Source organism: Mycobacterium marinum (assembly GCF_003391395.1).
Lineage (GTDB): Bacteria > Actinomycetota > Actinomycetes > Mycobacteriales > Mycobacteriaceae > Mycobacterium > Mycobacterium marinum.
In genome coordinates this window covers 2,736,352-2,749,231 of the sequence record NZ_CP024190.1, presented here as the reverse complement: position 1 = coordinate 2,749,231, position 12,880 = coordinate 2,736,352, and the positions used below count along the sequence as shown (strand labels likewise).

At 64.6% G+C, this 12,880-nt stretch carries 12 protein-coding genes; 3 read left to right on the top strand and 9 right to left on the bottom strand.

Annotation, left to right across the window (positions count from 1 at the left end):
• The first annotated feature begins 355 nt into the window (after positions 1–355).
• On the top strand, positions 356–1,111 hold the full coding sequence (locus CCUG20998_RS11630; protein ID WP_020728714.1) for a cutinase family protein: 756 nt from the start codon (positions 356–358) through the stop codon (positions 1,109–1,111).
• 21 nt (positions 1,112–1,132) lie between these two features.
• Here CCUG20998_RS11630 and CCUG20998_RS11625 read toward each other — a convergent pair whose 3' ends face one another.
• The 8 genes from CCUG20998_RS11625 to CCUG20998_RS11590 all read right to left on the bottom strand — a co-directional run bounded on the left by CCUG20998_RS11625 (position 1,133) and on the right by CCUG20998_RS11590 (position 9,503).
• Complete coding sequence (locus tag CCUG20998_RS11625) at positions 1,133–1,573, bottom strand: DUF2752 domain-containing protein (protein ID WP_231389659.1); 441 nt, start codon at positions 1,571–1,573, stop codon at positions 1,133–1,135.
• A complete protein-coding gene (locus CCUG20998_RS11620) occupies positions 1,563–1,958 on the bottom strand; it encodes an NINE protein (RefSeq protein ID WP_012394163.1) in 396 nt (131 codons plus the stop codon). Before CCUG20998_RS11620 ends, CCUG20998_RS11625 begins: the two co-directional genes overlap by 11 nt.
• Positions 1,959–2,021: 63 nt before the next feature.
• Positions 2,022–4,247 (bottom strand): prolipoprotein diacylglyceryl transferase, encoded by a 2,226-nt coding sequence (locus CCUG20998_RS11615; protein WP_020728710.1) that lies wholly within the window; start codon positions 4,245–4,247, stop codon positions 2,022–2,024.
• Positions 4,244–5,056, bottom strand: a complete 813-nt coding sequence (trpA, locus tag CCUG20998_RS11610; RefSeq protein ID WP_036427377.1) for a tryptophan synthase subunit alpha — start codon at positions 5,054–5,056, stop codon at positions 4,244–4,246. Before trpA ends, CCUG20998_RS11615 begins: the two co-directional genes overlap by 4 nt.
• Positions 5,056–6,333, bottom strand: a complete 1,278-nt coding sequence (gene trpB / locus CCUG20998_RS11605) for a tryptophan synthase subunit beta (protein WP_036455609.1) — start codon at positions 6,331–6,333, stop codon at positions 5,056–5,058. The genes trpA and trpB overlap by 1 nt, the downstream gene beginning before the upstream one ends.
• Positions 6,334–6,368: 35 nt before the next feature.
• Positions 6,369–7,187 carry an indole-3-glycerol phosphate synthase TrpC gene (gene trpC, locus CCUG20998_RS11600; RefSeq protein WP_012394159.1) on the bottom strand — a complete coding sequence of 273 codons (819 nt, stop codon included), beginning with the start codon at positions 7,185–7,187 and terminating at the stop codon, positions 6,369–6,371.
• A gap of 89 nt (positions 7,188–7,276) precedes the next feature.
• Positions 7,277–7,924 (bottom strand): TIGR02234 family membrane protein, encoded by a 648-nt coding sequence (locus CCUG20998_RS11595; protein WP_020728707.1) that lies wholly within the window; start codon positions 7,922–7,924, stop codon positions 7,277–7,279.
• Positions 7,925–7,964: 40 nt separating this feature from the next.
• Positions 7,965–9,503 carry an anthranilate synthase component I gene (locus CCUG20998_RS11590; protein WP_036455607.1) on the bottom strand — a complete coding sequence of 513 codons (1,539 nt, stop codon included), beginning with the start codon at positions 9,501–9,503 and terminating at the stop codon, positions 7,965–7,967.
• A gap of 50 nt (positions 9,504–9,553) precedes the next feature.
• On the opposite strand from CCUG20998_RS11590, the gene CCUG20998_RS11585 reads away from it, so the two are divergent.
• Positions 9,554–10,012, top strand: a complete 459-nt coding sequence (locus tag CCUG20998_RS11585) for a peroxiredoxin (protein WP_011739714.1) — start codon at positions 9,554–9,556, stop codon at positions 10,010–10,012.
• Positions 10,013–10,038: 26 nt separating this feature from the next.
• Here the strand turns inward: CCUG20998_RS11585 and CCUG20998_RS11580 are convergent, their stop codons facing one another.
• Positions 10,039–11,121: a calcium:cation antiporter gene (locus CCUG20998_RS11580; RefSeq protein WP_012394156.1), complete on the bottom strand. Its 1,083-nt coding sequence runs from the start codon at positions 11,119–11,121 to the stop codon at positions 10,039–10,041.
• Between the two features lie 243 nt (positions 11,122–11,364).
• Here CCUG20998_RS11580 and CCUG20998_RS11575 point away from each other — a divergent pair, with 243 nt between their 5' ends.
• Entirely contained in the window at positions 11,365–12,879 is a 1,515-nt protein-coding gene (locus CCUG20998_RS11575; protein ID WP_020725070.1) for a serine/threonine-protein kinase, read from the top strand.
• Position 12,880 lies beyond the last annotated feature (1 nt).

The window sequence follows — 12,880 nt, the reverse complement described above, 5'->3', positions numbered from 1 at the left end:
ATCGGCCCGGATTGGATCCGCGGATCATCAACCGTGGCTTCGCTCACCGCTAGTGCAACGGAGTCCTCTGGCGGGGCACCAAAACGCGCGGTGACCAAGGCACATCGTCACCGCGTCCACCTCCGCCAACCTCGGATGCGGGGCTGGTGGGGCGCTGGAAGTCTGCGCTGCCCGGGCAACTTTGGGATCCGGGCCAGCGTGGCGCGGGTAGACGCACGCGCGGGGCTTCCGCCAGCTGAACGCGAGTTTCATCTCAACGGCCTCGCGGGCAAGGGCGTGCGCGGGTCCGGCCGAGATGCCGGACACGCCTCTTGGAAAAGGTGCCGAACAATTGCCAGTTTGAGAAACTGGTCACATGGGCAACTACAGCGGCATGAATGCATCTCACGTCGTCCGTTTCCTGGGGCCGGCGGTGATAACGGCTTGCGGCCTCAGCGCTTCCGTGTTTTCTGCCGTCGCCATTCCGTCTGCATCCGCCGAGCCATGCCCCGATGTCGAGGTGGTTTTTGCCCGCGGCACCGGCGAACCGCCCGGCCTTGGCCCCACCGGCCAGGCATTCGTCGACTCTCTGCGTTCGCACATCGGTGGGCGATCACTCGACGTGTACCCGGTCAACTATCCGGCCAGCGACAACTGGGACACCGGCCTGGACGGCATCAGAGATGCGGGCACTCATGTCGTTTCGATGGCGGGACAATGCCCCCAGACCAAGATGGTGCTGGGCGGCTATTCACAGGGCGCGGCGGTGATGGGCTTTGTCACCTCTGCTGCGGTGCCAGCGGGAGTCGATCCCGCGACCGTCCCCAAGCCGCTGCAACCGGATGTGGCTGAGCACGTCGCTGCGGTGGTCCTGTTCGGCATGCCGAATGTGCGGGCCATGGACTTTCTGGGTGAACCCGCCGTCGAAATCGGCCCTGCCTACCAGGCGAAGACCATCAAGGTCTGCGTCCCCGAGGATCCGGTTTGTTCCGACGGCCTCAATTTCGCCGCGCATAATGCCTACGCCGACGACGGGGCCGTGGTCGATCAGGGGGTGGCGTTTGCCGCCAGCCGACTCGGTGGAGACCCAGGCGGGCCGGTGCCGGCTCCGTCGTCCGGTTTCGGCAACTGAGGACAGTGCCCTCGACCGCGGTCAAGGACCATAGACGGCGGGCACCAGCGGAAATCCGGGCAGGTTGCGCAGCACCGTCCATACGATCATCGCTACCCCGACCACGATCATCGCCGCTAGCGGCAGCGATGTGCGGCCCCGGCGTCGGCGCAGCAGGGCCCACGCTCCCAGCACAGGGATCCCGACAAGCAGGAAGACGTTGTCGTTGATGCTGGCCACCAGGTCACCGTGCAACAGGTCATGCACCATCCGTAGGCCGCCACAGGCGGGACAATCCCAACCGGTGAGCCACTTGAACGGACACGCTGGGTAGGCCGAATTCGCGCCGTGCGGGTCGACCAAACCGATGTAGCCAAGGGCCGCGGCCAACAATCCGGCCGACGCTACGGCGCCATAGCGGCCGGGGCGCTGGCTATGTACATCGCGCCGCCCCGGCTCAGCGGAGCCCTGACTAGGTTCCATCACGCAACGGGCGACCCCACGGGTCGCTGACTTTGTCGGTCAATATCAGCACCGCGTCAATGACACCCCAGACCAAGGCGCCTAGGCCACACGTCAACCAGCCCACAAGTAATTGCGCGATACCCATCCCGGTGTGACCCATGTAGATCCGGCCGATGCCCGCGATTCCGAACAGCCCCAGTAGCTGCAGCAACCCCGCAACCGTCTTCGATTTGTCTGAAAACGGCTGGCCGGTAACGGGATGCCGGCCAAAAGGCGCCGCTGGGTCGTAGTAACTGCGGGGCGCCGAGTAGTCCGGATAGTACGGCGGAGGAAATGGCGGTGGGTATCCCGGTTGCTGTCCGGGACCAGCGCCGCCGCCGGCCCACGACTGGTCAGTCACCATTTCAGCATGCCAGATCCGATGAGCTGGTGCCCGAGCCGCTCGCCGAACTTGGCGGCCTGACGGCTACCGGCCCGAACGACGCATCCGGTTCCTCAGCCGGCCACGCCAACCTTGCCGGGTTGGGCCGGTATCGCCGTCCACCGCCGCGCTCGGAGGCGGGCCCTCGCCGTCTCCAGCCGAGGTTTGGTCGGAGCCCTGCTCGATAGTTTGGCTCTGCTCCAGCTCACTTTGGGTGTCGGATTCACCGGACGAAGTGTCCTCGGCTGAGTCCTCCGGTGCGGACTCGTCGGCTCCGGGCTCCTCGGAGTCTGCGGCGGGCTCGGGCGACTCATCGCCGGATTCTTCGGCTTCGGTTGCCGTGGCGTCAGCGTCCTCGGCCGCGACAGCGTCGAGATCGTCGCTCGCCGGCTCGGCGGGCTCGCCATCACCCTCGTCGGCGTCCGTCGCTTCAGCGGCCGCCAATGCCTCCGCTTCGGGCTCTTGGGGTTCGATCTCTTCGATATCTGCTTGCTCGACCACGACCTCGGGTTCTGCCGCGGTGGAGTCGTCGTCTGGCTCAGCATCGGCCTCGTCTGCGTCGTCAACCCCCGTTTGGCCACCATCTATGGCCTGCGCTGTCTTGTCCTCGGCCTCAGACCCCTCGGCCTCAGCGACCTCTGCTGCCTCTTTTGGCTCGTCCTCGCCCGCCTCAGCCTCTTCGGCCTCAGCGGCCTCGTCGACCCCACCCTCGATCGCCTCAGCAACCTCTACCTCACCCGCCTCAGCCTCTTCAGGCTCAGCCGCCTCCTCAACCTCAGCCTCTTCAGGCTCAGCCGCCTCCTCAACCTCACCGTCGACCGCCTCAGCAACCTCTACCTCACCCACCTCGGGTGCCTCGGCCTCAGCCGCCTCCTCAACCGCTTCTACCTCACCCTCACCCGCCTCATCGGCCTCCTCAGCAGCTTCTACCTCACCCAGCTCAGGCATCTCAGCCTCAGCAGCCGCCTCAACCTCACCCTCGACCGCCTCAGCAACCTCTACCTCGCCCGCCTCAGCCGCCTCAACCTCACCCTCGACCGCCTCAGCAACCTCTACCTCGCCCGCCTCAGCCGCCTCGACCTCACCGTCGACCGCCTCAGCGACCTCCTCAGCAGCCTCTACCTCACCCACCTCAGGCACCTCAGCCTCAGGCGCCTCAGCCTCAGCAGCCTCGCCAACCTCACCCTCGACCGCGTCGGACGCTTCGGTATCGGCTGTCGACTCATCTCCAGCGACCGCCGAACCAACGGTTTCTGGTTCGGCGACTTCGGCCGCCTCGGCCGTTTCTGCCAGTCCGGTTGGCTCGTCGCCTTCCCTATCGCCAGCTAGCGCAGCGGCCGTCGAGTCAGCGGTCGCGACCTCGCCGGCAGGTTCGGGTTCGGGCACTTCGTCAGCAGCGGCGGTCGTACCACGCACGCTCGCCGGATCCTCGCGGCCTTTGGGCGCCAAGATGATGTAGACGACTGCGCCGATGAACACGAACGTCGACGTGAAAGAGTTGATTCGGATGCCGGCGATGTGTGTGGCGGTGTCGTCGCGCAACAACTCGACGCAGAACCGCCCGACGCAATACAAGGCCACATAGGACGCGAACAATCGACCGTGACCGATTGTGAAGCGGCGGTCCAGATAGATCAACGCGGCGAATACCAGCAGGTTCCAAATCAACTCGTAGAGGAACGTCGGTTGCACCACGACCGCGACCTGCCCGGTCGAGACGCCGTCGAGCGAATGAACGTCGACGAATCCGGAGGGATCCCGACGATAGAAAATCTCCAGGCCCCACGGCACCGTGGTCTCGCGGCCGTACAGCTCCTGGTTGAAGTAATTCCCGAGCCGACCGATCGCTTGGCCCATCACCACGCCTGGTGCGACCGCGTCCAAGAAGGCAGGCAGTGGAATTCCGCGACGACGACAGCCGATCCAGGCTCCAACGGTGCCCAGGGTCACTGCACCCCAGATACCGAGGCCGCCATCCCAGATGCGCAGCGCCGCGCCCAACCCGGCGCCGCCTTCGCCAAAGTATGTCTGCCAGTCGGTGCTCAGGTGGTACAGACGCCCGCCGATCAAACCAAACGGGACCATCCACAAAGCGATGTCGTAGATCACCCCGCGCTCACCGCCGCGTGCGGCGAAACGCCGGTCACCGATCATCAGGCCCATAACGATCCCGATGATGATGAAGAATGCGTACGCGCGAATCGGCAGTGGCCCGAGATGCCAGACGCCACGCGGCGGACTGGGGAAATACGCAAGTACGGTCGCCGTCATGGCGAGTTCCTCTGGCGAACGCCAGCGGCAAGTTCCTCCGTCAGTGAGCGCAAACTCGGCAATCCGTCGCCCAACGCCGATACCAACGCCGATCCCACGATGACACCGTCGGCGTAGCGGCCGATCTCGGCGGCCTGTTCCCGCGACCGCACCCCCAAACCAACACCGACGGGTATGTCAGACACCGCCTTGACCCTCGCCACCAGATCGGGCGCAGCGTTCGACACAGCGTCGCGCGCGCCGGTCACCCCCATGGTCGACGCGGCATATACAAACCCGCGTGACGCCGCGACGGTGTTGGCCAAGCGTTCGGGTGTTGACGACGGCGCCACCAGAAAGATGCGGTCCAGCCCGTGCTCATCGGAGGCGGCAAGCCACTGTTGGGCCTCGTCGGGGATGAGGTCGGGAGTAATCAGCCCGTGCCCGCCGGCGGCCGCCAGATCCCGTGCGAATGCATCGACCCCGTACCGCAGCACCGGGTTCCAGTACGTCATCACAACGGCACGCCCGCCGGCCTTGCTTATCGATTCGACCGCGGTCAACGCGTCCCGGACTCGCACTCCCCCGCTCAGCGCCGCCTCGGTAGCCCGCTGGATAGTCGGGCCATCCATGCCCGGATCCGAGTAGGGAACGCCGACTTCGACTATGTCGCAACCTGATTCGACGAGCTCAGTCATCGCTCGCACCGATGTGTTCACGTCGGGGTAACCGGTGGGCAGATATCCGATCAACGCCGCGCGATTTTCCGCGCGGCACGAATCGAAAAGCGGTCCCAGCCTGCTGGCTTCGCGTTGTTCAACAGTCATGATCAAACCGACTTGTTCGCGCTGCCGCCAGGCGTCAGCAGACCGAACCATTTGGCGGCCGTTTCGACATCCTTGTCGCCCCGCCCCGACAAATTCACCACAATCACCGCACCCTTTCCCAGCTCACGACCCAGCTTGAGAGCACCGGCCACCGCATGGGCGGATTCGATGGCGGGGATGATGCCTTCCAACCGGCATAGCAGGCCGAATGCCTCCATCGCCTCGGAATCGGTAATCGGCTGGTAAGTGACGCGCCCGATGTCCTTGAGCCAGGCATGTTCGGGGCCGACCCCGGGATAGTCCAGACCCGCTGAGATCGAATGGGATTCGATGGTTTGACCGTCTTCGTCCTGCAGCAAGTAGGAGAAGGAGCCCTGGAATGCTCCGGGCGAACCACCGGCAAACGTCGCCGCGTGCCGACCCGTCTCGACGCCGTCGCCTGCCGCCTCAAATCCCACCAATCGAACATCGGGATCGTCGAGAAATGCATGAAAGATCCCGATTGCATTGGATCCTCCGCCGACGCATGCCACGACCGCATCAGGCAGCTTGCCCGCCTGACCTTGGATCTGCACACGAGCCTCCATGCCGATGATCCGCTGAAAATCGCGAACCATGGTCGGGAAGGGATGGGGCCCAGCCGCGGTACCAAAGCAGTAGTAGGTGCGATCGGCGTTGGTGACCCAATCCCGGAATGCCTCATTGATGGCGTCTTTGAGGGTTTTTGAACCGGTTTCCACGGCGACGACCTCGGCTCCGAGCAGCCGCATCCTGGCTACGTTGAGCGCCTGACGCGCGGTGTCAACGGCCCCCATGTAGATGACACATTCCAGGCCCAGCAGCGCACACGCGGTGGCCGTAGCCACACCATGCTGTCCGGCGCCGGTCTCGGCGATCACCCGGGTCTTCCCCATCCGGCGGGCCAGCAATGCCTGACCGAGCACATTGTTGATTTTGTGAGAGCCGGTGTGGTTTAGGTCTTCTCGCTTCAGGAAGATTCGAGCTGAGCCAGCGTGCTCGCTGAGCCTGGTGGCTTCGTACAGCGGCGACGGCCGACCGGCGTAGTGCGTTTGCAGCCGATCGAGCGTGTCCAGGAAGTCCTGGTTTACCCGCTCTTTCTCGTACGCGACGGTGACCTCTTCGATCACCGCCATGAGCGCCTCTGGGACGTAACGGCCACCGTAGGCGCCGAAATGCCCGCCTGAATCGGGATCGTGGGAGGTCCGTTCTGCAATCGCGGAACTGGTCCGCGGCAGGTCCGGGCGAGATAAGTCAGCCATCACCGAAGCTCAACGGGCACGGTTGTCATCCCCGGTTAGCGGGCTGGTTTTGGGCAGGACGGATGGGTGCCTGCGGTGACCAGATCAGCAACCGCCGCCCGTGGGTCACCACTCTTGACCAGCCCTTCGCCGACCAACACGGCGTCTGCGCCAGCACCGGCATACGCCAGCAGATCATTGGTGCCGCGCACGCCGGACTCGGCAATCCTGATCACGTTGCTGGGTAATCCCGGAGCGATTCGCGCGAAGCAGTCCCGGTCCACCTCCAAGGTGGTGAGATCGCGCGCATTGACGCCGATGACCTTGGCCCCAGCCTTCAATGCCCGGTCCGCCTCCTGCTCGGTGTGCACCTCGACAAGCGCGGTCATCCCCAGCGATTCGGTCCGGTCCAGCATGGACACCAGCGCCGACTGGTCCAACGCGGCGACGATGAGCAGCAGCATGTCCGCACCGTGCGCCCGCGCCTCATGGATCTGATAGGGCTGAACCACAAAGTCTTTGCGCAATAACGGAATAGAGACTGCCGCGCGCACCGCATCGAGATCGTCGAGCGAACCCTGAAAACGCCGGCCCTCGGTCAACACACTGATGATGCGCGCGCCGCCATCCTCATAGGCACGCGCCAGCTTGGCGGGGTCGGTGATGGGCGCCAACGAGCCAGCAGATGGGCTGGCACGCTTCACCTCGGCGATGACACCAATACCCGGCTGACGCAGGGCGGCCATCACGTCCAGTGGCGGCGGCGCCGCCGCGGCGGCGGCCTTGATCTCGGTCATGCCGACAAGCGCCTCGCGCGCGGCAACGTCGGCCCGGACTCCCTCGAGAATGGAGTCAAGCACTGTTGCCGGACTCATGCCTGTCGTTTCCTTCCGATTTAAACCAGGCTCTACAGCCGATTTACGACGACGTCCATGAAGGGTAGCGACCGTCGACGCACCCTTGTTCACCGACCCTCGGTGTCTGGCTCAGGCGGCCGATCGGTAGGGTCCCGGCCCTCGTCCAGAGCATCCCAGATCGTGCGCTCCGACACGTCCAATTCCGCGCTCTTCGACGCCTTTTCCGTCGCCATAGCCGCGTCCTGGGCACGCGCCACGGAACGACGGGAAGCGGGCGACGCGTACTTTGTGGCGTCGTCGCCGAGTGATTCGACGATCGATGCCGAGCGCATCAACAACGCTGCGGCGGCCAGAGTGCACACGGCAGCGCCCACCGCGAGTCCCGCCCCCACGTAGTGCCTCCCGCTGCCCACCAACGTGATCACCGAGACTTGAGCGAGCTCGGCCCCACGCAGTGCGACATCGGGAATCACCCACAAACTGACACCGAGATATCCGACCGCGAGGCTCACTATCGCCAGCAAGGCCGCTAGCCCCCGCAGGGGCCAGCCACGCACTGCCAGCGCCGCGACCGCGGCGGCCAACATCAGAAGCGCCATGGGCAGCAGCGCGGTGGACCACGTCGCGCCCGACAGGGTCACCTCCTTGGGCGGGCCGAGTCCGTCGAATGACCGGATGACAACCCACCCCAACCGCGAAGCAATCCACAGCACGCCGGCCGAGATCACCAGCAACAACTGGGCGATCCCGATCATCAGTCGGCTGTTCCGCCGCGCCCGGTGGTCATTCCCGGTATCAGTCACTGCACGCCGCATCCGGACGGGCCAGGGTCTCAGCGGCCGCAATCGCATTCAGTACCGCCCGCGCTTTGTTTCGCGCTTCGTTGTATTCGTAGGGCCCGTTGGAGTCGGCCACGACACCACCACCGGCTTGGACGTACGCCGTGCCGTTACGCATCAGCGCGGTGCGGATAGCGATTGCGAAATCAGCATTCCCGGCGAAATCGAGGTAGCCGACCACACCGCCGTACAAACCACGGCGAGTTTTCTCCATCTCTTCGATCAGCTCCATGGCCCGGACTTTGGGAGCACCAGACAGCGTCCCGGCCGGGAAGCACGCGGTCACCGCATCCAAAGCGCTGTGGCCCGCATCGAGCAGACCTGTCACGGTGGAGACCAGGTGCATGACGTGGCTATAACGCTCGATGTGGCTGTAGTCCTCAACGCGAACCGTGCCCGGTATACACACCCGTCCAAGGTCGTTGCGCCCCAGATCGACCAGCATCAGGTGCTCAGCCAGTTCTTTCTGGTCGGCCAGCAACTCCTTCTCCAGGAGCTGATCCTCTTCGTCGGTCTCACCACGCCAGCGGGTTCCGGCGATCGGGTGAGTCGTTGCGCAGCTGTCATGAACGGTGACCAACGCCTCTGGGCTTGACCCAACAATCGAAAACTCAACCGAGCCATGGTCATTCGGAACCTGAATCAAGTACATGTAGGGACTCGGATTGGTGACCCGCAGGATTCGGTAGACGTCGATCGGGTCCACCGTGGTGTCCATCTCAAAACGCTGCGACGGCACCACCTGAAAAGCTTCGCCGGCAGCAATCTCTTCCACCAGGTGCTCGACGATCGCGCCGTACTCCTCGACGGTGCGCTGAGCACGGTAGTGGGGCTCCGGTCGGCTAAAAGTGGCCACGGACGACGGCAAAGGCTGACTCAGGGCAGCGGTCATCACATCCAGCCGGGCGATGGCATCGTCATAGGCCCAATCGACTCGCTCGTCGGTGCCATCCCAATTCACCGCATTGGCGATCAGCGTGATCGTGCCTTCGTGGTGGTCGACCGCCGCCAAATCTGTGGCCAGCAACAACAGCATCTCGGGAAGCTGCAAATCATCCACGGCCAGGTTCGGCAGACGCTCGAGCCGGCGCACCATGTCGTAGGCGAAGAACCCGACCATGCCGCCGGACAGCGGAGGAAGCCCCGGCATCGCGCCCGTGGCAAGCACCTCCAAGGTGGACTGCAAGGCGCGCAGCGGGTCCCCACCGGTCGGAGCGCCCTCGGGCGCGGTACCCAGCCACACCGCTTCGCCGTCCCGCACGGTCAATGCTGTTGGCGCCCCGGCACCGATGAACGACCACCGCGACCACGACCGGCCATTCTCCGCCGACTCGAGTAAGAAAGTTCCCGGCCGGCCGTCAGCCAGCTTCCGGTACGCCGACAGCGGAGTTTCACTGTCGGCCAACACCTTGCGCGTGACGGGAACCACCCGATGTTCCGCGGCCAATGAGCGGAAATTTTCACGAGTAATCGTGGTTGCAAGGTCTGCGCGCATCGGCCTATCCAATCAGACGCGCCGTCCGGCCCGAGCGTAGCCTGACGGCCATGAAAATTGGTGACACCGTGGCCGACTTCGAGCTTCCCGATCAGACGGGAAAACAACGCAAGCTCAGCGCTCTACTTTCCGACGGGCCGGTGGTTCTATTCTTCTACCCCGCGGCGATGACCCCGGGGTGCACTAAGGAAGCCTGTCATTTCCGCGATTTGGCCGCCGAATTCACCGCAGTCGGCGCGAGCCGCGTCGGTATCAGCGCCGACTCCGTGCAAAAGCAGGCCAAGTTCGCCGACATGCAGCATTTCGACTATCCCCTGCTGTCAGATGCCGAAGGCACCGTCGCCGGCCAGTTCGGCGTCAAGCGCGGACTGCTCGGCAAATTGATGCCGGTCAAACGCACGACGTTTGTCATCGACACCGATCGCAAAGTTCTCAACGTGATCTCCAGCGAATTCAGCATGGACACCCACGCGGACAAGGCTCTAGAGACCCTCCGCGCCCGCGCATAACGCCCCGGCGACGCGCCCACGCGCTCTCAGGGGCTGACCGCAAGAAAGATGTATGCGGCCAACACCACCAGATGCAGTTCGCCCTGTAGCCGCGTCGCCCGACCAGGCAAGACGGTGAGCGCACTGACGACAACGGTCAGCACCAACAGCACCAGCTGCAGAGCTCCCAGGCCCAGCAAGAGCGGGCCGCTAAGCCAGATGGAAGCCAGCGCGATGGTCGGAATGGTGAGACCGATGCTGGCCATTGCAGAGCCGTACGCCAGGTTCAGGCTGATCTGGAGCCTCCCCTGACGCGCCGCGCGCCCGGCGGCAAGCGTCTCCGGCAGCAGCACCAACGTTGCGATGATCACGCCGACGAAGGACTGCGGAAAACCAGCCGCCACCACCATCCGCTCGATGATGGGCGACTCCATTTTGGCCAGTCCGACCACGGCGACCAAGGCAACCAACAAAAGCGCAAGACTCGTCATCGCCGCCCGAGTACTCGGCGGATCGGCGTGCCGGTCATCGTCGACGGCGCCTTTTTGCGCCACCGGCAGGAAGAAGTCCCTATGGCGGACGGTTTGGGTGAAAACAAACAGCAGATAAAGCGCCAGCGAGGCGACCGCGGCAAAACCGAGCTGGCCAGGTGAAAACTCGGGACCCGGCTGACTAGTGGTGAACGTGGGCAGCACCAGGCTCAGGGTCGCCAAGGTAGTCACCGTGGCGAGCGCGGTGCCGCTGCCATGGGCGTTGAACAACGTCACGCCGTAGCGCTGCGAACCAAGCAGCAATGACAGCCCAGCAATCCCATTAGTAGTGATCATCACCGCAGCAAACACAGTGTCGCGTGCCAGTGTGGCCGCCTGGTGCCCGCCAGAAGCCATCAGGGTGACAATCAGAGCCACTTCAATGACCGTTACCGCGACCGCGAGCACCAGTGAACCGAATGGCTCACCGACCCGGTGCGCGACAACCTCGGCGTGATGCACGGCGGCCAGCACCGCCCCTGCGAGCAGCACTGCTTCCAGCAGACCCACCACGGGGCCGATGTGCTGGCCCCAGGAAAGTACCAACGCGACAAGCGCAAGCAGCGGGGCCACCACGGTCCACGACAGGCGTTTCCACATCAACTGCCATTGTCGCTGAGGGCTCCAAACGGCCGAGCACCCCCCAAGGCCGCTGGTCAACTCCGCAGCCTGTGTATTGTGCTGCGACGCGACACCCCCCGAGCATCGGGGCACCAACGTGATTGGTGAACTTCAAGATTGCTATCCGGCTTCTGGCCGGCAGCCACAGCCCCGGCCTGGGAGTCACCACTGCTCTGGGTAGTTTCCCGATGGCCGCCTCGGCGCGATCAGTAGCATGCTCACATGCCGACAAGCGCTGGCCACAGCGAAGGCCTCCAAGAAGGTGAGCTGTTCGCCGGGTACACCATCGTGCGCCGGTTAGGTGCGGGCGGAATGGGTGAGGTGTACCTGGCGCAGCACCCCCGACTGCCCCGGCGCGACGCACTCAAGATCCTGCCCGCCGAGTTCACCTCCAGCCAGGAGTTCCGTCAGCGCTTCAACCGCGAGGCCGACCTCGCCGCAACCTTGTACAACCAGCACATAGTCGGCATCCACGATCGCGGCGAATTCCACGGACAACTCTGGATCTCCATGGACTACGTGGAGGGAACCGACGCCGCTCGACTACTGAACACCCAGTACCCGACCGGAATGCCGTATGCCGAGGTGGTGGAAATCATCGCGGCGGTGGCCGACGCGCTTGATTACGCCCATTCACAGGGCTTGCTCCACCGCGACGTAAAGCCGGCCAACATTCTGCTGGGCGAAGCCAATCACCGACGCCGAATCGTGCTTGCCGATTTTGGGATCGCTCGCGAAGTCGGCGCGATCAGTGGGCTGACCGCGACCAATATGTTGATGGGAACCACCGCATACTGCGCCCCCGAACAATTGCAGGGCGCGCCTCTGGATGGACGCGCCGATCAGTATGCACTCGGCTGCACCGCGTTTCACCTGCTGGCCGGTTCTGCCCCATTCCAACACACCAATCCGGCGGTGATCATCACCCAGCATCTGTCCGCACCACCGCCACTAATCAGTGCGCGCCGCCCCGAATTGGCACATCTCGATGGCGTCATTGCCAGAGCTCTGGCCAAGAACCCCGCAGAGCGTTACCCCACGTGCTCGGATTTCGCGGCCGCGCTGGCCGGTCAGCACCCTTTAGCCCCACCAGTCGCGCCGAACCCCGTCGCATTCGGGTCCGCGCCGACACAGGTGATCGCGACACCACCTGCAGCGGCGCCGACCGCACACGGGAGGCGAATCAAGCCCGCGACCCTGATTGCCGGGCTGGTCGCCGTCGCATTGGTCGCGGTCGCGGCGGTACTCGGTATTCAGCTGTTGAGCGACCGATCCAGCAGTGCGGATCGCGGTGCCGCATCCTCATCGGCACCCCCGGGCGTCGGCGCGACACCGCCGTCAAAGCCAACCCTTCAGTTGTCTGACCACGTCACCGACCAGTCGGCGGTATTGACTCCGGCCGAGCGCGTGGTCATCGCGCGAGCGGTCACCAAGCTCTACAACCAGCGCGGCATCGGCCTCTGGGTGGTCTACGTCAAGGATTTCGGCGGCCTCACGCCAGCGAAGTGGGTCGAGAACACCATGCGCGCCAACGGCTTTGCCGACACTGAGGCGATGCTCGCGGTGGCCACCGAGACGCCGGAATTCTCCTTCCGGGTCCCGGCCGCGGTCAGTTCCGGACGGGTGGTTGCTATCGAGGTGATCCGCCGTCAGCGCATCGAACCGGCCGTGTCCCAGCGCGAATGGACTCGCGCGGCGCTGGCCGCAGCCGAAGGCCTCGCCAACCTTTCCCCCTAGC